Origin of the sequence: Magnetovibrio sp. PR-2 (assembly GCF_036689815.1) — a bacterium.
Lineage (GTDB): Bacteria > Pseudomonadota > Alphaproteobacteria > Rhodospirillales > Magnetovibrionaceae > Magnetovibrio.
This window is the reverse complement of record NZ_JBAHUR010000001.1, coordinates 404334-426525: the sequence shown is the minus strand read 5'-3', so window position 1 is coordinate 426525 and position 22192 is coordinate 404334. Positions and strand designations below refer to the sequence as shown.

General features: G+C 55.2%; 23 protein-coding genes. 13 read left to right on the top strand and 10 right to left on the bottom strand.

Features of this window, described 5'->3' with window-relative positions; all coding sequences use genetic code 11:
• Positions 1-65 precede the first annotated feature (65 nt).
• The 6 genes from V5T82_RS02165 (at position 66) to V5T82_RS02140 (ending at position 4871) form a co-directional block, all read left to right on the top strand.
• Complete coding sequence (locus tag V5T82_RS02165) at positions 66-815, top strand: electron transfer flavoprotein subunit beta/FixA family protein (RefSeq protein WP_332893935.1); 750 nt, start codon at positions 66-68, stop codon at positions 813-815.
• Positions 815-1741 (top strand): electron transfer flavoprotein subunit alpha/FixB family protein, encoded by a 927-nt coding sequence (locus tag V5T82_RS02160; protein WP_332893934.1) that lies wholly within the window; start codon positions 815-817, stop codon positions 1739-1741. Before V5T82_RS02165 ends, V5T82_RS02160 begins: the two co-directional genes overlap by 1 nt.
• Positions 1742-1782: 41 nt before the next feature.
• Positions 1783-2667, top strand: coding sequence for a 3-hydroxybutyryl-CoA dehydrogenase (locus V5T82_RS02155; RefSeq protein WP_332893933.1), 885 nt, complete (start codon positions 1783-1785; stop codon positions 2665-2667).
• Positions 2668-2857: 190 nt separating this feature from the next.
• Entirely contained in the window at positions 2858-3037 is a 180-nt protein-coding gene (locus V5T82_RS02150; protein ID WP_332893932.1) for a hypothetical protein, read from the top strand.
• 185 nt (positions 3038-3222) lie between these two features.
• Positions 3223-4041, top strand: a complete 819-nt coding sequence (locus V5T82_RS02145; protein ID WP_332893931.1) for a GNAT family N-acetyltransferase — start codon at positions 3223-3225, stop codon at positions 4039-4041.
• Entirely contained in the window at positions 4038-4871 is an 834-nt protein-coding gene (locus tag V5T82_RS02140; RefSeq protein ID WP_332893930.1) for a lysophospholipid acyltransferase family protein, read from the top strand. The genes V5T82_RS02145 and V5T82_RS02140 overlap by 4 nt, the downstream gene beginning before the upstream one ends.
• Here the strand turns inward: V5T82_RS02140 and V5T82_RS02135 are convergent, their stop codons facing one another.
• From V5T82_RS02135 to V5T82_RS02110, 6 genes are all read right to left on the bottom strand, one after another.
• Positions 4872-5360, bottom strand: coding sequence for a deoxycytidylate deaminase (locus V5T82_RS02135; protein ID WP_332893929.1), 489 nt, complete (start codon positions 5358-5360; stop codon positions 4872-4874).
• A 172-nt stretch (positions 5361-5532) separates the two neighbouring features.
• Positions 5533-6624 carry a site-specific DNA-methyltransferase gene (locus V5T82_RS02130; RefSeq protein ID WP_332893928.1) on the bottom strand — a complete coding sequence of 364 codons (1092 nt, stop codon included), beginning with the start codon at positions 6622-6624 and terminating at the stop codon, positions 5533-5535.
• 89 nt (positions 6625-6713) lie between these two features.
• Complete coding sequence (rnhB, locus tag V5T82_RS02125; protein WP_332893927.1) at positions 6714-7346, bottom strand: ribonuclease HII; 633 nt, start codon at positions 7344-7346, stop codon at positions 6714-6716.
• 225 nt (positions 7347-7571) lie between these two features.
• Positions 7572-8144 carry a hypothetical protein gene (locus V5T82_RS02120; protein WP_332893926.1) on the bottom strand — a complete coding sequence of 191 codons (573 nt, stop codon included), beginning with the start codon at positions 8142-8144 and terminating at the stop codon, positions 7572-7574.
• A gap of 66 nt (positions 8145-8210) precedes the next feature.
• Positions 8211-8582 carry a hypothetical protein gene (locus tag V5T82_RS02115; RefSeq protein ID WP_332893925.1) on the bottom strand — a complete coding sequence of 124 codons (372 nt, stop codon included), beginning with the start codon at positions 8580-8582 and terminating at the stop codon, positions 8211-8213.
• A 112-nt stretch (positions 8583-8694) separates the two neighbouring features.
• On the bottom strand, positions 8695-9792 hold the full coding sequence (locus V5T82_RS02110) for a PA0069 family radical SAM protein (RefSeq protein ID WP_332893924.1): 1098 nt from the start codon (positions 9790-9792) through the stop codon (positions 8695-8697).
• Positions 9793-9865: 73 nt separating this feature from the next.
• Between V5T82_RS02110 and V5T82_RS02105 the strand changes: the two genes are divergently transcribed.
• The 3 genes from V5T82_RS02105 (at position 9866) to V5T82_RS02095 (ending at position 12195) form a co-directional block, all read left to right on the top strand.
• Positions 9866-10531, top strand: coding sequence for a TIGR04283 family arsenosugar biosynthesis glycosyltransferase (locus V5T82_RS02105; protein ID WP_332893923.1), 666 nt, complete (start codon positions 9866-9868; stop codon positions 10529-10531).
• A complete protein-coding gene (locus V5T82_RS02100; protein WP_332893922.1) occupies positions 10528-11082 on the top strand; it encodes a TIGR04282 family arsenosugar biosynthesis glycosyltransferase in 555 nt (184 codons plus the stop codon). Before V5T82_RS02105 ends, V5T82_RS02100 begins: the two co-directional genes overlap by 4 nt.
• A gap of 75 nt (positions 11083-11157) precedes the next feature.
• A complete protein-coding gene (locus tag V5T82_RS02095; protein ID WP_332893921.1) occupies positions 11158-12195 on the top strand; it encodes a DUF6765 family protein in 1038 nt (345 codons plus the stop codon).
• A gap of 6 nt (positions 12196-12201) precedes the next feature.
• Here V5T82_RS02095 and moaB read toward each other — a convergent pair whose 3' ends face one another.
• The 3 genes from moaB to V5T82_RS02080 form a co-directional block, all read right to left on the bottom strand.
• Complete coding sequence (gene moaB / locus V5T82_RS02090; protein WP_332893920.1) at positions 12202-12738, bottom strand: molybdenum cofactor biosynthesis protein B; 537 nt, start codon at positions 12736-12738, stop codon at positions 12202-12204.
• A complete protein-coding gene (locus tag V5T82_RS02085; protein WP_332893919.1) occupies positions 12731-14551 on the bottom strand; it encodes a lytic transglycosylase domain-containing protein in 1821 nt (606 codons plus the stop codon). The genes moaB and V5T82_RS02085 overlap by 8 nt, the downstream gene beginning before the upstream one ends.
• 165 nt (positions 14552-14716) lie before the next feature.
• Complete coding sequence (locus tag V5T82_RS02080; RefSeq protein ID WP_332893918.1) at positions 14717-15586, bottom strand: uracil-DNA glycosylase; 870 nt, start codon at positions 15584-15586, stop codon at positions 14717-14719.
• A gap of 166 nt (positions 15587-15752) precedes the next feature.
• On the opposite strand from V5T82_RS02080, the gene V5T82_RS02075 reads away from it, so the two are divergent.
• Genes V5T82_RS02075 through V5T82_RS02065 form a run of 3 tightly spaced genes read left to right on the top strand, consistent with a single transcriptional unit; the run spans position 15753 to position 20141 of the window.
• On the top strand, positions 15753-17393 hold the full coding sequence (locus V5T82_RS02075; RefSeq protein ID WP_332893917.1) for an electron transfer flavoprotein-ubiquinone oxidoreductase: 1641 nt from the start codon (positions 15753-15755) through the stop codon (positions 17391-17393).
• Positions 17394-17440: 47 nt separating this feature from the next.
• Positions 17441-19150: a tetratricopeptide repeat protein gene (locus V5T82_RS02070; RefSeq protein WP_332893916.1), complete on the top strand. Its 1710-nt coding sequence runs from the start codon at positions 17441-17443 to the stop codon at positions 19148-19150.
• A gap of 10 nt (positions 19151-19160) precedes the next feature.
• Positions 19161-20141, top strand: coding sequence for a 4-(cytidine 5'-diphospho)-2-C-methyl-D-erythritol kinase (locus tag V5T82_RS02065; protein WP_332893915.1), 981 nt, complete (start codon positions 19161-19163; stop codon positions 20139-20141).
• Here V5T82_RS02065 and V5T82_RS02060 read toward each other — a convergent pair.
• Positions 20138-21151 (bottom strand): ArsJ-associated glyceraldehyde-3-phosphate dehydrogenase, encoded by a 1014-nt coding sequence (locus V5T82_RS02060; protein ID WP_332893914.1) that lies wholly within the window; start codon positions 21149-21151, stop codon positions 20138-20140. The two genes, V5T82_RS02065 and V5T82_RS02060, sit on opposite strands and share 4 nt — an antisense overlap.
• A 246-nt stretch (positions 21152-21397) precedes the next feature.
• Here V5T82_RS02060 and V5T82_RS02055 point away from each other — a divergent pair, with 246 nt between their 5' ends.
• A complete protein-coding gene (locus V5T82_RS02055; protein WP_332893913.1) occupies positions 21398-22066 on the top strand; it encodes a response regulator in 669 nt (222 codons plus the stop codon).
• Positions 22067-22192: the final 126 nt, after the last annotated feature.

Below are 22192 nucleotides of genomic sequence, written 5' to 3'. Positions count from 1 at the left end.
GCTGCGGCGATAAGATCGCGGCGCAGGGAAGCAACGAACACATAAACAGATACCGGATAAGTACCATGAAGGTTTTGGTCGCCGTCAAACGGGTGGTTGACTATAACGTCAAGATCCGCGTGAAAACCGATGGATCGGACATTGAAACGCAAGGCGTGAAAATGTCTATGAACCCCTTTGACGAAATCGCTGTCGAAGAAGCTGTGCGCTTGAAAGAAGCCGGCACGGCTGACGAAGTTATCGCCGTGTCTTTGGGGGTCACCCAAGCACAAGAAACCATCCGCACTGCGCTGGCCATGGGAGCCGATCGCGGCATCCATGTCCAAACTGACGCGGTGCTGGAACCGCTGGCCGTCGCCAAGCTGCTCAAAGCCATTGTCGAGAAGGAAAATCCCGACATGGTCGTTTTGGGCAAGCAAGCCATTGACGACGATAGCAACCAAACGGGCCAAATGCTGGCCGCCCTGTTGGGTTGGGGCCAAGGCACGTTTGCCTCCAAGCTCGAACTCGCAGACGGTAAAGCTAACGTAACGCGCGAGATTGACGGTGGCCTGGAAACGGTTGGCCTGTCGGTACCCTGTGTGGTGACGACGGACCTGCGTTTGAACGAACCGCGCTATGCGTCGCTGCCCAACATTATGAAGGCGAAGAAAAAGCCCATCGACAAGCTCACCACGGACGAGCTTGGCGTCGATGTCGCCCCGCGCCTGGACGTGTTGAGCGTTGAAGAACCCGCAGCCCGCGAAGCCGGTGTGATTGTCGCCGACGTTGCCGAGCTGGTCGAGAAACTCAAGAACGAGGCAAAGGTGATCTGATGAGCGTACTGGTCCTTGCCGAACACGATAATTCGGAACTCAAAGCACAAACTCTGAACGCCGTCACCGCCGCTAAGGCACTGGGTGACGTGGCCATCTTGGTGGTCGGGTCTGGCTGCCAAGCGGTGGCTGAGGCTGGCGCCAAGGTCGAAGGCGTGTCCAAAGTTTTGGTGGTCGACGGTGGTGATTACGAACACACCTTGGCCGAAACCATTGCCCCGATCTTGGTCAAGCTGTCGGACGACTACACTTACTTGATGGCCGCCGCCACGACCACGGGCAAAAACGTCATGCCCCGCGTGGCAGCTCTGCTGGACGTTCAACAACTTTCCGACATCACCGCCGTGATTGATGCGGACACGTTTAAACGTCCCATCTATGCGGGCAACGCCATTGCGACGGTGAAGTCATCCGATGCCAAAAAGGTCATCACGGTGCGCACCACTGCGTTCGAAGCCGCAGCCGCTGAAGGCGGAAGTGCAGCTGTTGAAAGCATTGATGGTGCCGACAACCCCGGCCTGTCCAGCTTTGTTGGCGCTGAGCTGACCGTGTCCGAACGTCCAGAGTTGACGGCAGCGTCCGTTATTATCTCCGGCGGTCGTGGTATGGCGTCTGGCGACAACTTCCCGCTGTTGGAAGCCGTGGCCGACAAACTGGGCGCAGCCGTTGGTGCTTCGCGTGCAGCCGTCGACGCGGGCTTCGTTCCCAACGATTACCAAGTCGGTCAGACCGGCAAAGTGGTCGCACCGGAACTCTACATCGCGGTCGGTATTTCCGGTGCCATTCAGCACTTGGCCGGGATGAAGGATTCCAAAGTCATCGTCGCCATCAACAAGGACGAAGAAGCCCCAATCTTCCAAGTGGCGGATTACGGCTTGGTCGCGGACTTGTTCGATGTTTTGCCGGAGCTCTCCGAAAAGCTCTAAGCCCCCAACTTCCAAAAGTTTGATACAAAACGAGGAACGTTATGTCAGTAGACAACATCAAGAAAATCGGTGTCATCGGTGCAGGTCAAATGGGGCGCGGCATCGCCCATGTCTCGGCGCTGGCCGGTTACGGCGTTTACCTGATGGATGCCAACGCCGACGCGTTGGCCCCTGCGCTCGACAACATCAAGGGCTACATGGCCAAACAAGTCGATAAAGGCAAAATCGAACAAAGCGCCGTGGACGCAGCTTTACCGCTGATTTCAACGGGCGCCGACATGTCCGGTTTTTCCGATTGCGATTTGGTCATCGAAGCGGCGACGGAAAATGAAGATGTTAAAAACATCATCTTCAAAGAGCTGTGCCCGATTTTGAAACCGGAAGCGATCATCGCGTCGAACACATCTTCCATCTCGATCACGCGCTTGGCGGCCAAGACCGATCGCCCGGGCCAATTTGTGGGCATGCACTTCATGAACCCGGTGCCAGCCATGGCGCTGGTGGAAATGATCCGCGGCATCGCGACCGACGAAGACACCTTCAAAACCGTGTCCGAACTGGCCGTGAAAATGGGCAAATCGCCCGTGTCCGCCGAAGACTTCCCGGCGTTCATCGTCAACCGCATGCTGATCCCCATGATCAACGAAGCGGTTTATACCTTGTACGAAGGTGTTGGCACGGTATCGGCCATCGACAACGCCATGAAGATGGGCGCCAACCACCCCATGGGTCCGCTGCAGCTGGCCGACTTCATTGGTTTGGATACGTGCTTGGCGGTGATGAACGTGTTGTACGAAGGCTTGGCGGATTCCAAATATCGCCCGTGCCCGCTGTTGGTCAAATACGTCGAAGCCGGCTGGGTCGGTCGCAAAGCTGGAAAAGGCTTTTACGACTACTCCGGCGACGAGCCCGTGCCGACGCGTTAATCTGCACGCATATTTACAAAAAAGACCGGCCTCAGCGCCGGTCTTTTTTTGTCCCAAAAGGGTCATGTTCATTCAACTTTTTATTTACCTCTTTTATCTAGTTTCTTACTGACACCTACACACAGGAAACTTTAATCCTCACCAATGCTCATGAAGAAAGCAGGGGTCTCACAAGCGAGGAGCTTTTGATATGAGTGATGCACAACAACGCATCGATTGCGGCGACACTGAACATTGCAAGCAATGTATTTACAAAAACGCGCGGTCCACTGAGTCCATGAACTATGTAAAATCACTTGTGCTAAACAGCCTTGGCCGTTGCGACTTTTACCACGGGCCGGACAAGGTGGTTCACAACACCGCCCTTTAATCGTGTCCAACACCTTACCAAAATAGCCTGTTCAACAGCAGGCTATTTTTTTGACCAAACCGCAAAGCCTCGTCATAAATTGGTCATATAACCGACTCCAACACTTCATATCATCGTCACGGCGTCTCAACGTTCTCATGACAAGTTTCAAGAACTTGTATGAGTCCGAAAAAGGAATTGGCGCTGTGAAGCCGATAATTGTAAACAACTTAGAAATCCGTTTGGCCGACAGCGAAGTCGAGTTGGCCGCCTCCCAAGCGCTCCGTTACCGTGTGTTTTACGGCGAAATGGGCGCAAAAGCCACGCCCCGCGTCGCCATGAGCGAGCTGGATTTCGACCCTTATGATGAATTCTGCGACCATTTGCTGGTCATTGACCGCGAACGGTCGACGGCGGTGAAGCCCTGCGTGGTCGGCACCTATCGTTTGCTGCGCGGCGATGTCGCCGACGAGTACGCCGGTTTTTATTCCGAAAGCGAGTTCGAGCTGAAACCGCTGGTGCAACGCTCCGGCCAAGTCCTGGAGTTGGGCCGCAGCTGCATTGACGCCGAATACCGCTCGCGTGGAACCATGCAGCTGTTGTGGCGCGGCATTGCCGACTACGTGTTTGCAAACTCCGTGCGCTACATGTTCGGCTGCGCGCCCATCCCGGGCGTAAACCCCAGCGATGTGAAACTGCCGCTGTCGTATCTGCATCATTACCACATGGCACCACAGTCCATCCGCACCCATGCGTTGGAACAGCGCTATGTGGACATGAACATGATGGACAAAGACGCCATTGACGTCGGTCGCGCGCTGCGTGAATTGCCGCCGCTGATCAAAGGCTATCTGCGCGTTGGTGGTGTCATCGGCGACGGCGCCGTGATCGATTACGATTTCAACACCATTGATGTGAACATCATCGTTGAAACCGAAAACGTCACGTCGAAATATCGCAACCACTACACCCGCGACAACAAGCCGGCTGTGGAAGCTCCTGTTACACAGGACGCTGCCGCATGAACTTTTCGCCTGTCCGCGCTGGCGTAACCATGGTCCTGTTTGGGCTCTTGATTGCGGTGTTGGTCGTGCCCTACGTGGTGCTTTTGGGTCTTTGGCCCGCGAAGCGCCACGTTTTCGGCCAGCTGTTTTTCAAAGGTTGCCTGTCGCTGACGGGCATTAAGGTCAATGTGGTTGGCCAACCGCGCAAGAACGTTGCGATGTTTGCGTCTAACCACTCGTCTTATCTCGACATCATTATCTTGGGCGCAGTGATCCGCGAAGGTGTGTTCGTGGCCAAAAGCGAAGTGGCCGACTGGCCACTGTTCGGCATTTTGGCGCAACTGGCGCGCACGGTGTTTATCAGCCGCGACCCGCGTGATGCGAAACGTCAACGCCAAGAACTCTCCTATCGTATGGTGCGCGGAACGTCCCTGGTGCTGTTTCCCGAAGGAACCTCCACCGACGGCTCCGAAGTCAAACCGTTCAAAAGCTCATTGTTTGCAGCCTTGGATGATGTGCCCGGCAAAGCCAAAGTGCAGCCCATCACCGTGGTCTACACCCGCAAGCGCACCGGCGAGCCTATGAGCCAGCCCGAACGTGAAGCGTTCACCTGGTTTGGCGACATGACTTTGGCGCCTCACCTGATCAATGTGTTTGGCAATGGCGGCTGCGAAGTCGACGTGATTTTCTCGGCCCCGTTCATCTCGGCCGAAAGCTTCGATCGCAAGCAATTGGCCCAGGCGTGTGAAAACATCGTGTCCGACAATATGGCCGAAACCTTGGCCGCGCTCGATCCCCGCCCGGTGTCTCTCGAACACGAATCCGATCCGATTTTCATCGGCGCTGAATAATTAGTCTTTGTCTTCGCGAAGTTGCTCTTCGCTGAGCGCTTCGCCGTAACCGATTTCCACACCCGCTTCTTCAAACATGCGTTGGGAGAATTGGCCTTTTTCATCCCAGCGTTCTTGGAAGTCCGCGTCTTTGATGGACGCCTTGTCCACCACCACACGCTTGATGCCCACCTGAATGATGGCCCGCGCGCAATCGGGGCATGGGATGTGGGTGACGTAGATGGTGTTTTTCAACAGCGTCTGGCCCGTACGCGTGGCGTTATAAATCGCGTTGCGCTCGGCGTGTTCGGTCCAGTCGTATTTGTCGGGGCGCTCGTGACGTTCCGCCGCGTCGTCGTCCACCTCACGCGGGAAGCCGTTGTAGCCATACGAACTTGGCGTTTTGTCCTCAGCCACAATCACCGCACCCACCTGGGTTGAACGGTCCTTGGACCAAGACGAGATTTCACGCGACAAACGAATAAACCGGGCATCCCACTTGGACGTCATGAGGAGGTCTCCTTAAAAGCTTTCCTCATTTGTAGGGGAGGCATTGGAGAGAGGCAAGTGACAATAAAATCACCCCCCAAAGCCCCTAAACTCTCATAAGTACCTGTGCGACCTGGAACGTATGAATAGGGCTTCGGAGGGTGCGGGGTGCTCCCCGATCTCTCAAATTGTCTTAATTCATTTCGGCGCGGATTTGTTGACGAAACGCGTCGATACACACCAGCTCGCCTTTTTTCTCCACATGCCAGAACGACCAGCCGTTGCAGCTCGGCGCCTTTTGCACAAACGCGCCCGTTTGGTGGATGGAGCCCTTAAATTCAGACGTCACCAGCGTACCGTCCGCACGAACCTTGGCGGCAAAGCGGCGGCGGTTGTCGTACAGTGTGTCGCCCGGTTTCAACAAGCCGCGTTCCACCACAGAGCCAAACGGCACGCGCGGAAGTGAACGTTTGGCCGCCGTGCGCAGCAGTTCCAAATCCTTTTGTGCTTTGACGCGTTTGATGCGCGCTTCGGCGACTTCGGCGTAGTCCTTTTCACGCTCCAGCCCGATCCAGTTGCGGCCCAATTTGCGCGCCACCGCACCCGTGGTGCCGGTGCCGAAAAACGGATCCAAGATCACGTCGCCGGGCTCGGTCGAGCTCAAGATCACACGATACAACAAGCTTTCCGGCTTTTGCGTCGGGTGGGCTTTTTTGCCGTCTTTTTTCAAACGCTCCCCGCCCGAGCAAATCGGCAGGGTCCAGTCGGAACGCATTTGCAAGTCGTCATTAAGCGCCTTCATGGCGTCGTAGTTGAACTGGTACTTGCTGTTTTTACCCTTTGCCACCCAAATCAGGGTTTCATGCGCATTGGTAAAGCGCCGTCCACGGAAGTTGGGCATGGGATTGGTCTTGCGCCAAATCACGTCGTTGAGCATCCAAAAGCCCAAGTCCTGAAGCTGTGCGCCCACGCGAAAAATGTTGTGATAGCTGCCGATGACCCAAAGCGTGCCGTCGGGTTTGAGCAAACGGCGCGCGGCTTTCAACCAGCGTTCGGTAAACGCGTCATAGACCTTGAAGCTTTCAAACTGATCCCAATGATCGTCCACCGCATCGACCTTGGAATTGTTCGGACGATGCAAATCGCCCCCCAATTGCAGGTTATAGGGTGGGTCGGCAAAGATCATATCGACACAGCCTTCGGGAAGGCTTTCCATGTGTTCGATACAGTCCCCGATCAGGATCTTGTTGAGTGGCAGTATGGTGCCGTTCTTTATATTCGTCATGGGCGCACTAAAGCAGGCGCAAGAATCCCCGTCAACAAATAAACGGAATCAATGACTTATTACATTTTCCTAGACCAATATGTTGAGTCTTAGGATTCTTCAAGACTCAACATCTTGCGAATAGGGGCATAACTTTTTCTATGTTCTGGGGTTACGCCGAGGGTTTTCAGCCCCTCTTGATGCGCTTTTGTGCCATATCCTGCGTTTGATCCCCACCCGTAACCCGGGTACGTCCGGTCCAGTTCCAACATCAATCTGTCCCGTGTGACCTTGGCGACGATGGACGCGGCGGCGATGGACAAAGACAAGCCGTCGCCTTTGACCACGCAGTCCGCCGGACACGGAAACGACTTGGGCAGGCGGTTGCCATCAATGAGCGCAAAGTCCGGTTTGACGCCTAAATTTTCCACAGCCCGTTCCATGGCTTTGAAGGTGGCTTGCAAAATATTGATGTCATCGATTTCTTGGGCCGAGGCTTGGCCAACGCCGAAGGTGACGCCCACCTCAACCAAGCGCTCAAACAAAGCTTCACGCTTTTCCGCCTTCAGCTTTTTGGAATCGTCCAGCTGATCGATCAGGTCTTGGGGCAAGTCCTGGGGCAGTGTGTCCGCATCCAAAATCGCAGCCCCCGCCACCACCGGCCCGGCCCAAGGCCCACGCCCAGCTTCGTCGACACCGCACACAATGCCGGATTTGGTTTGTTCGATGGAAAAGTCGGGCATATGCTAAAACCTTAACTGCACCAATTGGTCGGCCGCCTTGATAAGTGGCATTCATTATCATATATTGGTTGTAGGTACATTCAGTACATTTTGTCCTGAGAAAGCCCCTGCAATCGAAGTTTGAAATTTGGAAACGTTATTATGACTTATGGCCCCACGCCCCCTATCGTTTAACCTTTTCGCCCTCCATCCAAATGCGGTGTTTCTCACGCGCATGCGGGTGCATCAATAGTATTTTTCGTCTTCGTCTTTCCACCAAATTGGTGGAATTTCTTTTTTGAGCAACCTCAAAGCATTTTCACCGTGATAGACGGCATTCTCAGCCGCATCCCACAAGCCAGAAACGGTTTTGACTCGGCCTTCGTCTGATATGGCCTTAAACGTTTCTTCCTTGAGCCCATCAATTTGGGCATAGAAAAAATCCAGTTCATTGTAAAACGCAACAACTGGCTGCAAAACCGTGTGTGGCAGCACGGTTGTGTCTGATGCTAGCATGGCAAAAAAGCTGTCATTGCGGGCATATACAACGTGAGGAATGAAATTCTGTTTTTCACGTACAGCCGATAGAACCGGGCCTTTCGGTGCTTGCTTAAACGCCTTGAGCTCGCTGACGTTTAATTTAATTTCAGCAACAATCGCGTTGCACATGTTTTTCTTTTTTGTCCGACCATTGTGGAAATCCATTCCGACCTTGAAGACATACCCCAAGACGGCCACCCCAATGGATGGGCCAATCATTTTTTCGAAAATACTCTTGGGATCTTCTATCCTCTGATCCGTCTTTTTTGCCTCAGCCATAACATCCCCTTACAAAAGAGGGGACAACCATAGCATGCGTGCAACGCACGCGTTAACAGAGAAAAATCAACTGACCCGGCGCTGATTGGCGGCGGGTGGTGGGGTGTCGACTTTCATGGAGATGGTCATGGCGAGGCCTTGCTTGGTCAGCTGCAGAACTTTTACGGCATCGCGCGGCAACGGCACATGATGGGCTTTGCAAACCATGATCATAGCCGTGAGGACCTGGTCTTCTTTAAGGTGGATCTCCACGGGGTTTTTCGGATCCGCAGTCATGAACTCGACAACCGCCTGGGCTTTCTCACCGGGCGTGCCCAGAAAACGGATCTTTTGGATTTGCGATTGGGGATGTTGCATCTTTTGATCGAGGAAATATTCCAAGATCGCCCGCTTCAGCAGGTCGTCGCTAAAGACCAATTTTCGTACATCAAGTAACACGGTTCCACCCTCGCTCGGCGCCCGAGGATTGCTCTTTTATTAAGTCATATGATTGCAAATTCAGTCTAGAATAGGAATAATCCTAATAGATCATACATTTATGCGTGTCCGCCTAAATCAAGCTCAACTGATCGCCCGGGCGCGGCGGGCGCAGAAACGCGTCGCAGTTTAGCTTCACTTCGCCGGGCTCTGCAGGTATGAGGCCCAACTTTTTACACGCCACGTGATAGCGCTGGTTGAGCAATTTCGCATGCACCCCGCTCCCGGTCATGCGGGTTCCAAATTCGTGCACATAAAGTTGGCCGTCACGGGACTGTTTGAGCAAGCTCATCACCCGTTTGGCTTTGTGGGGTTGGTAGGTTTCCAGCCATTCCTGGAACAAGGCTTTGAGCTCCAACGGCAGACGCACCAGGATGTAGGCCGCCGTTGAGGCTCCCGCGTTGGCGCCGGCCTCCAAGATGCTTTCCAACTCATGATCGTTCAGTGTCGGGATCATGGGGGCGGCGAACACCGCGACGGGCACACCGGCTTTTGAGAGGTCCTCCATCGCCTTCAACCGCCGTTTGGGTGTAGACGCCCGGGGCTCCATTTGGTTGGCCAGCTTGTGGTCCAAGGTGGTGAGCGAGATCGCCACGGTGACCAAATTATCCTGGGCCATCTCCGCCAAAATATCGATGTCGCGGGTCACCAGATAGTTTTTGGTGATGACCACCAAGGGATGGCGATAGGCTTGCAGCACCTCCAAAACCTCACGGGTGGACTTATATTCACGCTCGATGGGTTGGTAGCCGTCCGTGTTGGCCCCAATCATCACAGGGGCGACTTTATAGCTGGGTTTCCTCAACTCCTTTTCCAAAGCTGCCGCCAATCCCTTTTTCACAAACAGCTGGGTTTCGAAATCGAGACCCGGCGACAAGTTCAAATACGCATGGGTCGCGCGCGCATAACAATAAATGCAGCCGTGCTCACAGCCGCGATAGGGATTGAGGGAGCGGTCGAAGGGAATGTCGGGCGAGCTGTTCCACGCAAACGCAGACTTCACCGTATCCATATGAATATGTGTTCTCAGCGGCGGCAGGTCGCCGTCCCCATTTTCGCCCAGCGCCCACCCGTCATGGGTCGCCACCCGGGTTTCGCGTTCATAGCGCCCCGTGGCGTTGGAAACCGCCGCCCGGCCCTTACGTTTGGCATGGGGTAACTCGTCAACCATGGCCCATCATATCAGAACAATTCAAGAACATCAAAGGTGTGGCGCAGGGCTCTGTGCGTGGTAATCTCAGCCCATGTTGAGCGTTATTATTCCCACGATAAATGCCGAAGCACATCTGCACCAGACTTTGCAGAGTGTCGGCGAAGACGTCCAGGTCCTGGTGGTAGACGGTGGGTCCACGGACAACACACTGCTCATCGCCAACGAAGCCAGGGCCCAGGTGTTCTCCGTCGAACCGGGACGCGGACGGCAGTTGGCTATGGGGGCCGACAAAGCGTCAGGGCCATGGTTGTTGTTTTTGCACGCCGACACGACGCTGCCTAAGGACTGGCAGGTGTTGGCGCAAGCGTTCATGGACGACCCGCTCAACGCCAGACGGGCGGCTTATTTCTGGCTGGGGTTTGACGACAACAGCACAGGGGCCAACCGCGTGGCGGCGCTGGCGAACTGGCGTGCCCAGACCTTTGGCCTGCCCTATGGCGATCAGGGCCTGCTGATCCACAAAGACTTTTACACCGAGGTCGGCGGCTTTCACCCGGACCAACATTTGATGGAAGACGTCGATTTGGTGCGCCGCATTGGGCCGATGCGTTTGAAGCGCCTGCACGGCACGGTCACAACGTCGGCCGAACGCTACCGCCGCACCGGCTGGTGGGCCCGACCTCTCAAAAACCTTCTGTGCCTTTCGCTGTATCTGATCGGCGCGCCCAAGTCTTGGTATCAAAGGTTATATGGATGAAACATGTCGTCATCATGAGCAAAGCGCCCAAAATGGGCCGCACAAAAACCCGCTTAGCGGCCAATACCGGACCCGTCCAAGCCGCAGCCTTTCATCGTAAAACCCTGTTTCATGTTGCGCAACAACTCAATGATAACAGATGGATGCGATGGCTTGCCGTGACGCCGGATGCTGCAGCAAGCCAACCCCGCTTGTGGCCGGACGGTTGGGCCGTCATCCCACAAGGCCGGGGCGATTTGGGAGACCGCATGCTGCGCCCCTTGGCCCAATTGCCGCCCGGTCCGGTGGTCATCATAGGCTCCGACATTCCCGACATCACCGCCGATCATATTGCAGCGGCGTTTGCAGCGTTGGGCGAAAACGACTGGGTCTTCGGCCCGGCCACGGACGGCGGCTATTGGCTGGTGGGCGCAAAACGCCGCCCGCGTTTGGTGAACCCGTTTCAAGGGGTGCGCTGGTCCACGGAACACGCACGCGCCGACACCCTCGCCAACCTGCCCGACGAAACGAAGATCGGGTTTTTGGAAACACTGAGTGATGTGGATGAGTAACTGCAGAATGTCGATTTGCAATCTTTAAGAGCTTTATATAATATAGTCTCCTAATAAGAGAATGGAGACGCGGTCATGCAAATCGACTTTCATCACGGGGTTACCTATGTGGTTGCCCGCTTGAGCGGGTTTTCGCACCAAGCAGCCAATACCATTGCCTATAGTGCACAGTATGTTGATGACGCGACGAATGCTGGTGTTTTAGAGTTTCAAGATCGAATCTTTTACAGCCGTATTTCTACGGCCAACAAAACCCTGACCCTTAAACACCTTAATGACTTCGGCAATCACTTAGTCTGGATCCCATTCCACTTTCTCCCGGGCAACGGTGGACTGCCAGCAGGCTCCAACCCGAACGGTTCATTTGTTCACAAAATCATTTGTCGCCCCAATAGTCACGTTGCGCAAGATATGGTCCGCGCCTGCATCCAAGACAAACACAAGCCATACGCATTGCATCGCCTGGGTATCACAGCACATGTTTATGTTGATACCTGGGCACACCAGGGTTTTGCCGGAATCGTTCATGACGTCAACAAAGTCGATGAACTCAAAGGTGAAGATGAAATGATCTTTGACGCAAACGAAGCTCTTTTGTCACTGGGGCACGGGCAAGCCCTGAGCAATCCTGATATTCCCTTCAATGCATGGTCATATAAGAACGGCCTGGATGATATTATAGAACGCGACAATTTAGGCGATTTTACCGAAGCCGCTGATGAGTTATGCAAAGTCTTTCGAGGATACCTCAACGATGGGTACGACCCAGACCGCGCAGGTCTGAAGCCCAAGCACAAAGAGCAAATCTACGACATGCTGGGCGCTATTCGGTCAGACAACGCTGAAGAACGACATCAAGAGTGGATTGACGCTGTAAAAAAAGACCATTTCGGCTTTGGTGCTGAAGACCTGGACTACATCCCCAAAGGCGTGGACTCATGGAAACACATCGCGACAGGAATTACAGGCAGTCACGATTCCGGCAAAGAACGTCCGGTATTCCAGCCTGATTTTCTCACCAGCGATTGGAAAATGTTCCACGATGCCGCCAAGGAACACCGCCTGACGGTCATTGATGACATCTTGCCGAAGTATGGGATTTGTGCGGGATAAGTCCGCTTAAACCAGATGCTCTTTCAAACGCGGCATCAATTCGACCATGTTGCACGGGCGTGTGCGCGCATCCAGTTGGTGCACCAAGATATCGTCCCACGCATCCTTGCACGCCCCCGTGGAGCCCGGTAAGGCGAACAAGTATGTGCCGTTAGCCAAGCCTGCGGTCGCGCGGGATTGAATGGTGGAGGTTTTGATTTTTTGATAGCTGATCCAGCGGAACAGCTCACCAAAGCCCGGGATTTCTTTTTCGCAGACTTGAGCAAAAGCTTCCGGTGTCACATCGCGGCCCGTTAAGCCCGTTCCGCCCGTGGCGATGACCACGTCAATGTTGTCATCCGCGATCCAGCCGCCCAACAGCTCCACCAGCGTCGGCACGTCGTCTTTGACGATTTCACGCGCGGCGACAATGTGATCTGCAGCTTCGATGCGCGCGACCAAGGTGTCGCCGGACTTATCGTCGGCCAGGGTGCGGGTATCGGATACGGTCACAACCGCGATCTTGACGGGCAAGAATGCACGTTCACCTTCAATTTTACTCATTTGCGGCAACCTCTTGGGTGTCGGCTTTGGCCTCTTGGCCTTGGGGGGAATAGCTCGGCCATTTACCGGCGGCGACCGCGTCCAGAGACGGTGCGTCTTGGCCCAAACGGTTGCGGTAAATCCACAAGTTGGTGAGCACGCGTTCGATAAAGATGCGGGTTTCGCGCGACGGCAGGCTTTCGATGAAAAACAAGCTGTCGCCCATGTTATTCACGCGCCGACGCCATTTGTTCAAGTTCCCCGGTCCGCCATTCCAAGCCGCCGCCATCAAAAACAAATCGTTTTTGATTTTGTTGTCGCCCAGCAACATGCCGATGTAACGCTGGCCAAGCTTCAGGTTCAATTCCGGCTCAAACAATTTAGAGCGCTTGTTCCAACGATACGTGCGATCCCGCGCCACAAAACTCGCCGTGCCCGGCATCAACTGCATCAAACCGCGCGCGCCTGCGCCGGATTTGGCTTTGGGGTTAAAGCGCGATTCTTGACGGACCAGCGCATAAATCAAGGCGCGGTCTATCTTAAAGCCGTCGGCGGGCTGCCAAGACGGCAACGGATAAGACGCGCCGTCAAAACCGCCCCCGCTGGGATACAGCATGGCGTCCAAACGCATGGTCAGTTCCGCCATACCCGTATTCGCCGCAATGGCCAGCATGCCCGTGGCCAATGCACGCGGCGCCAAGCGTGCGGTCTGGCGCATTTCTTTTTCGGCCAAGGTGTTTTGACCGATCTGCAACAACGCCAAGGCGCGCTTGCCGCCTGGGTGTGCCATCAGGTCTTGAACCTCGGTGCCTGCCATGGGCGGAATGGCCCAGTTGAATTCAGGGTCTTGGCCCAACAGCTTGTTCGCCAACATGCCGTAGAACGTGCGCGGATGTTCCGCTGCATTTTCCAACAAGCGCATAACCTTTTCAGGCTGGCGGTTGATCAAGTACGCCCGCGCCGCCCAAAAGGCGCTGGCCGAATGGGTCCAGCTGGACGTATCGAACTTGGCCGACAGCTCAAAATGTTCGGCGGATTTTTCCATATTGCCCAAGCGCCAATGCGCCAAGCCTGCAATCCAGTGTGTGCTGGGCAGATACTTGCCCGACCGCTTGGCCGCGCGTTCCGCCCACTCAACGGCCCAATCATCCCGCCCGTCCATGAAGTAGCCCTTCGCCAGACGCGCGCGGGCCCAGTCCATGTTGTAACTGTCGAACAGACGTTTGACCTCAGCAGATTGTAACAAGCGTTTGGCCGACAAAGTATGGCCCTTGCGCAGATAGCTTTTGAGCATGTGCTTCAGTGTCGCCACGCGGCGGCGTTGGGAACGCTTCAACCATTTGCGGTTGGGTTTGTCGACCTTGGCCGCCGAGGTGGGGGCTTTGTACAAAGCCCGACCTGTTTCGGGCTTGGCCGGATATTTCCAGTTTTTCGGACGGCGCTTCAAGGCCAGCTTATAAATGCGCTGGGCATAATGATGGTCGTTGTAACTGGCCATCCAGTTTTTGAGCTCTTTGTATTTGGAGCGATACTTGGTCGGGTGCAAATAGCGCTGCGCCAGAACATGGCCCATGAGCGCTTTGTCGGACAGCTGCTTGATCAGCTTGTCGGCGGTGCGCCATTGGCCTTTTTCTTGGACTTTGAAAATCTTTTTATAAAGATCAGCGTCGGCGGTGCTCAACACATGGGGCAGCGTGACGGCCTCTGGCTTCACGTCCGGCACGCTCAAAGCGGCGAGTTGTTCTTGGGCATTTGTGGGGGTGAGCGAAAAGACCGACGCAGTTATCACGCCAGCCGCAAACAGAGTTGCGCGCATCCACGGTTTGAAGGCCATCAATTCAACCGCTCCTCAAGCGTTACACGTTTGGGCTTCGCTCAATGCAAAAGAAGAACGAATACCCGACTGGGTATCCATCATCGCCCCAAAATATTGATAAATCTTATACGTCACGAGGGTATATCTGGCAACTGTGGTTGCATATGGCCATCCATGAAGGCATTAGCCGATTTCCGCCAGCTTCGCCTTGATCCCCAACAAATCCCCCCAGGCTTGGCGTTTTTGGGCCGGCGTGGTGATGAGATATTCCGGATGATAGATCGCCGTGGCGGCGATGGGGTGGGACATGCGTGGGGTTTCGTAGGTAAACCAACGCCCGCGCAAACGTGACACACTGCCTTGTTGCGCCAACAATGAATGGGTCGCGGGGCCGCCGATGGTGATCAGCACAGCCGGGTCAATGAGTTCGACCATGCGTTCCACAAACGGCAGACACACGGCAATCTCTCCTGGGTTCGGGCTGCGGTTGCCGGGCGGGCGCCAAAACACCGTGTTGGAAATAAAGACCTGCGAGCGGTCCAAACCGATGGAGCCCAGCATCTTGTCCAAGAGCTGACCGCTGCCCCCCACAAACGGCAGGCCTTGGCGGTCTTCGTCCGCCCCCGGCGCTTCGCCGACCAGCACAACTTTGGCTTCGGGATTGCCGTCGCCAAACACCAAGTTCATGGCCGTTTTTTTCAAAGGACAGCCGTCAAAGCCTTCCAAGGCTTCGCGCAGGGCATCCATATCTTTGGCCGCGCCCGCCAGCTCTACGGCGGATTTCAAGGCCTCTTCGCCCACACCCGTGTCCGCCGGGCGGATCGGTGTCGGGCCGGATTTGGCAGCAGCCGGAGATTTCCCCGCCTGCTCATCATGCTGGGTTTGCGCTTCAGCCAACATGGCCTTGGCGTCGGCCTCGCGCTTGGCTTGAGCCGCTTTGATCAGGCCGTAACGGTCAATGGGTTCTTCACCCACGGCTTCGTCTACCCCGGCATCTAAATACCAGGACAGCACATCGGCGGGGTGGTTCAAGCTGTCTTCGAAAGCGTCCATGGACGCCACATTATCATTGAATTTTAAAAACGAAAGAGTTGTGCAGTGCAAAAACTTTATTTCGCAGTTGCAGCAAAACCCGGAATGGGGTTTAATTTTGCCCTTCGATCCGCAAAAAGCGGGCGTTAGATCAAAATAAACAGGGTTGAACAGGAGCGCCGATCTCATGGAACGGGAATCTATGGAATTTGATGTTGTGGTTGTTGGTGGCGGACCGGCAGGTCTGTCTGCGGCCATTCGCATCAAAAAACAAGCCGCCGAACACGGCAAAGAGATCGCCGTATGCGTCCTGGAAAAAGGCTCAGAAGTCGGTGCGCACATCTTATCGGGTGCTGTGGTCGATCCCATCGCCTTGAACGAGCTGTTCCCCGATTGGAAAGAGCTGGGCGCGCCCCTCAACACCCCCGTCACCGAAGACCAATTCCTGTTTTTGACCAAAACCGGGTCTTACAAATTGCCGACCCCGCCGCAAATGAACAACCACGGCAACTTCGTGGTGTCCCTGGGCGAAGTCACCCGTTGGTTGGGTGAGCAGGCCGAAGCTTTGGAAATCGAAGTCTTCCCAGGCTTTGCCGCATCTGAAGTCTTGTTCAACGACGACGGCTCCGTCAAAGGTGTCGCCACCGGCGACATGGGCCGCACCATGGCCGGTGAAGAAGGTCCGAACTTCGAACCGGGCGTTGAGCTGCACGCCAAATACACCCTGTTTGCCGAAGGCTGTCGCGGATCGCTCAGCCAACAATTGATGGACCACTTCAACCTGCGAGACGGCGTTCAGCCGCAAACGTACGGTGTGGGCATCAAAGAACTTTGGGAAATCGATCCTGAAAAGCACGTGCCGGGCAAGGTCGTGCACTCCGTGGGCTGGCCGCTGACCTCTGACGTTTACGGCGGGGCGTTCTTGTATCACCTGGGCGACAACTTGGTGTCCGTGGGCTTCATTGTGGGCTTGGATTACGCCAATCCGCATCTGTCTCCGTTCGACGAAATGCAGCGCTTCAAAACTCACCCGGCCATCAAACCGACCTTTGAAGGCGGTCGCCGCGTGGCTTACGGTGCGCGCGCACTGAACGAAGGTGGCTTCCAATCCATCCCGAAATTGACCTTCCCGGGCGGTGCGCTGATCGGTGCGTCGGCTGGGTTCATGAACGTGCCGCGCATCAAAGGGTCGCACACGGCGATGAAGTCCGCCATGGAATGCGCCGACGCCATTGTGGCGAGCTGGGGCGAAGAAGCTCCGGCTGAATTGACGGGCTATTCCGACAGCTTGAAAAAATCGTGGCTGTGGAAAGAACTATATAAGTCCCGCAACATCCGCCCGTCGTTCCACAAGGGACTTTGGACCGGCATCGCGTATTCCGCCCTCGACACGTATCTGTTTGCAGGCCGCGCACCGTGGACGTTCAAAAACCACACCGACCACGATCAGCTCAAACCGGCAGACAGCATGCCGAAGATCGACTATCCCAAACCCGACGGTGTCATCACGTTTGATAAGCTGAGCTCGGTCTTTATTTCCAACACCAACCACGAAGAAGACCAGCCGTGCCACTTAACGCTGAAAGATGACAGCGTCCCGGTGGCGACGAACCTCGCCAAATTCGACGGGCCCGAGCAACGCTTCTGCCCCGCCGGTGTCTACGAATACGTGGAAATCGAAGAGGGCGAAAATAAAGGCGATCAACGTTTACAGATCAACGCACAAAACTGCGTGCACTGTAAAACCTGCGACATCAAAGACCCGACGCAAAACATCGTCTGGACCACGCCGGAAGGTGCGGGCGGGCCGAACTACCCGAATATGTAATCAACACGTTATTGCGGCCTGGGCATGAGGGGGCTACACTCCCCTTCATGTCCGCTTTACACGTTTCAAATCAATCTCTTCGCCAGCTTGGAAGAACGCTTCTTCTGGGCACATGTCTCACCCTTGCTGTCACAGCCGCCAGCGCCAAAGACGCGCCTGGGCTCAAGACCTCCAGCGGGGACTACCTGGCCGGATACCATGCCGACCAGTTGGGCAACACCGCAGACGCTTTGGGCTTTTATGGAAAAGCCGCCAAAGATCCGGTCTTGGCTCAACCGGGCCTGTATAAGCGGATTTATCTGCTCGCGCTCAGCGAAGGTCGCATTCCCGACGCCATCCGCGCATTGGAAACAGTGGAAAAAGCCGGTGGGAAAGTTCCTTTTGCGAACCTGATTTTGTCGATCCAGGCCATCAAGAACAAAGACTACCCCCGCGCAGAAACACTGATCCGTACAGATAAAGGCGGTCTGTCGCCCCACTTGAACCCACCTTTATTGGCGTGGGTTAAGTTTGCTCAACGCGACATCGACGGTGCCATGAAGGCGTTGGAAACGCTCAACGAACAAAAGGGCATGGCGACGCTGTTTCACATGTATGCCGCCTTGATTCTCGACGCCAACGCCAACGCCCCGCGGGCTCGCAAACACTTTTTGAACCTGCTTAAAGGCGGCGGCTTGTCCAACCGCATGGCGAAGTTGACGGGTGAACATTTCGAACGGGCTAAGGACCACCCCAAAGCGCGCGAGATTTTCAATAAATACGCCATCACCGATGTGGGCCTGATCATGCGCGACCAAGCCACAGCGCGGATGAAAAAAGGCACGCGTCCAGAGCTCGACATTCAAACCGCGCAAGACGGCGTTGCCGAAGCGTTGCTCAGCATCGCGGTGGCTTATCAAGCCCAAACATCCGGATCGCAGGCTTTGATTTTGTCCAACTTGGCGCTTTATTTGCGCGAAGACTTGGCGCGGGCGCAAATGATCAAGGCCGATGCCTTAGAAATAGCTGGAAACTACCCCCTCGCCAACACGGTTTATGCCGGGATCGCGAAATCTTCTCCACACCGGTGGATGGCGCAATTGCGCACAGCCCTGAACTTAGAACAGCTAGAGCGTGACGGCGAAGCGATCCGCTTGCTCAAAGATTTGGCGCGCGAACGCAAAGATTTGCCGTCGCCGTTAGGTGAGCTCGGTCACATTTTGCGCTCGAACGAACGCTTCGCGGATGCGGCCGAGGCCTATTCCGATGCCATAGACCGCAGCGGCAAAACCAACAAACGCCATTGGATCTTGTACTACAATCGCGGTGTCGCCTATGAAGCCAGCAAACAGTGGCCCAAAGCCGAGAAAGATTTCTTGAAGGCCTTGGAGCTCAACCCCGATCAACCGGATGTTTTGAACTATTTGAGCTACTCGTGGATCGATCAGGGGCTGCATTTAAAACGCGCCCTGAAGATGATCGAAAAGGCCGTCGACCTGCGCCCGCGCGACGGCTACATCGTCGACAGCTTGGGCTGGGGGCTTTATCGTTTGGGCAAATATGATCAGGCTGTGCGCAAACTGGAACGCGCCATCATGTTGCGGCCCAGCGACCCGGTGATCAATGACCACTTAGGCGATGCGCTTTGGAAAGTGGGCCGCACCCGTGAAGCGAAGTTCCAATGGGAACGTGCCAAAACCTTGGGGCCGGAAGAAAAACTGCTCAAGATCATCAATCAGAAGCTCAAATCGGGCTTGGCGGACAGTTCTCAAAAATGAGCCTGCTGCCATGACCAAAGCCGTGCTCAGACAATTCGCCCCGGCGAAAATCAATCTCTACCTTCACGTCACCGGACAGCGTGACGACGGCTATCATGAGCTCGACAGCTTGGTCGTGTTCGCCGACATCGGCGACGTGGTCGAGGTCCGCGCCGGGCACGGTTTAAGCTTGGACATCTCCGGCCCCTTTGGCGCTGACCTGAAAGCCGACGAGGACAATTTGGTCTTAAAAGCCGCACGCGCCTTGGCCGAACAGTGTCACATTAAACCCCACGCAGCCTTGCACTTGATCAAAAACCTGCCGGTCGCGTCCGGCATCGGTGGTGGCTCGGCGGACGCGGCGGCGACGCTTAAAGCCCTGATCCAGTATTGGGAGGTGCATGTGGACGACGAAGGCATTCATGCCGTCGCGCATGACGTTGCCCCCGACATCGACAGTGCCCGCGCCATGGCGACCTTATTGAAAGTTTGGCGCGACGATCTGGCCCACCACAAGCTCAACACCATTGGATTGAGCTTGGGTGCCGACGTGCCCGTGTGCTTGGAAAGCCGCCCTGTGTTCATGGGTGGCATTGGGGAAAAATTGGAACTTGCCCCGCACATGCCCCGCGTCTGGCTGGTGTTGGTCAATCCGGGTGTTCAAGTGTCCACGCCGGACATTTTTAAGGCCCGCACAGGTGAGTTCAGCCGACCCGACCGTTTTCATGAGCCCCCCAATGACGCCCAACATCTGGCCCGTCTGCTTTCAACCCGGCGCAATGATTTAAGCGCGCCTGCGATACAAACATCGCCTGCTATTCAAAATGTCTTAAGCGCTTTAGACAACACCGACGGCATATTACTGAGCCGCATGAGCGGTTCGGGTGCGACGTGCTTTGGGCTGTACACATCACAAATGACCGCCTTTGCGGCGGCCGCAAAAATCAGCCACATGCACCCCAATTGGTGGTGTGAAGCGGCTGAAATGCTTGATAGCACGCTCGATTTTTAGAGACTTCCCGCCACCTTCAGCGCCAAGTCGAACATGCGGTTCACATAGCCCCATTCGTTGTCGTACCACGCCAAAACTTTCAACTGCGTGCCGTCAATGACCATGGTGGACGGCCCATCGACGATGGACGAACGGGCATCATTGATAAAATCGGTCGACACCAGCGGACGGTCTTCCAGGCCCAAAATGCCTTTCAGCTCACCTTCGGCGGCATCGCGGAACAGCTGGTTGACCTCTTGGGCCGTCACTTCGCGGGACAGCTCAAACACACAGTCCGTGAGCGAGGCATTCAACAGCGGCACGCGCACCGCATGGCCGTTCAGTTTGCCTTTCAAATCCGGATAGATCATCGTGATGGCCGTGGCCGAACCGGTCGTGGTCGGCACCAAGTTCATCAGGCTGGACCGCGCCCGGCGTTTGTCTTTGTGCGGGAAATCGACCACCACTTGGGTGTTGGTGACATCGTGAATGGTGGTGATGCAGCCATGCTTGATGCCGATTTTTTCGTGCACGACTTTGACCACCGGAGCCAAGCAGTTGGTGGTGCAACTGGCAGCGGTCAACAGGTGATGTTTGTCCGCGTCGTACAAATCGTCGTTGATGCCGTAAACGATATTGAGAGCGTCCTCTTTCACAGGGGCCGCAACGATCACCTTCTTCACGCCCATGTCGAAGTAAGCTTGCAACTGTTCGGGCTTGCGGAATTTGCCGGTGCATTCCAAGACGATGTCGCAATCGCCCCAGCCACCGTCCGCAATTGCAGGGGTAGAGGTGTAGGCAATGGACTGGCCGTCAATGACGACGTTATCGCCGTCATGGGTGGCTTCGTTGTCCCAAGTCCCGTGTACCGAATCAAAGTTCACCAAGTGTGCCGCGCCATCGGCATCTGTGCCGATTTCGTTGATGCGCTGCCACTGGACGTCCCCCGACTTTGCACTGGTCGCCCAACCCGCACGCAGCACCAAACGGCCCATACGGCCAAACCCATTGATTCCGATTTTTACGCTCATAGAACTATACCCCTAAAGACGTCGTTATAAGGTTCCTACGCAGAATATACGACTGTTTTATGACGGTCGATCTGAATGCTCATCCAACACACTATTTAACTGGTAAATTTGAGAAAATTGCACTTTCTGCGCACAGTTCCCTTGCCCCGCCCCCCTCGTTCGCCTTAGTCTAAAGGATAAGGGATGGTGGCGATAAAAATAATCAATAGATAACATCGCCACATTGGGATAACGGAACGGATCCATATGCGTATTTTATTTGCCGACGACCACACTTTGGTACGTGAGGGTATTCGTCCGTTTTTGGATGAGCTCGACGGCGACGTTGAGGTCTTAGAAGCCGAAAATTTACCCGGCGCGGAAGCTAAAGCCAAAGAGGCCGGTAAGCTGGACTTGATCTTGTTGGATTTGAAAATGCCCGGCATGAACGGGTTCAGCGGCATCACGAATTTCGCCAAATCCTATCCAGACGTTCCCATCGTGATTTTGTCTGGACACTACAACCGCAAAGACGTCATTGCCGCACTGGATTTTGGCGTGTCGGGCTATATCCCTAAAAACATTGGCGGAATGGCCATGGTCAACGCGTTGCGTTTGGTGTTGGCCGGTGAAAAATACCTGCCGTCGGACGCCTTTTCGTCCACGCCCACACTCGAAGACGACAGCATTCTCAATCAGCCCAGCAAAACCGCAAACCAGGAAGTCGATCCCAAATTCGCCACCCTGACCCAGCGCGAAGCTGAAATCCTGACCCATTTGGTCGATGGCAAAACCAACAAACAAATTGCCCGCGAGCTGGACCTGCAGGAAATCACCGTAAAGATCCACGTGCGCAACGTGTACCGCAAAATCGGCGCCGGCAACCGCGCCCAAGCGGTCAAAATTACCCTGCAATCGGGTTGGGAGCCAACCTAACCGGCCTACCCCCTTCGTATTAACATTTTTAACCCGTAATACATTATCCTTATAAATTACTACCTGTGCACCCACTTTCAAGCCCCTGATTTTGGTATGGTCACCAAGAAGTGGACCATAACAAAA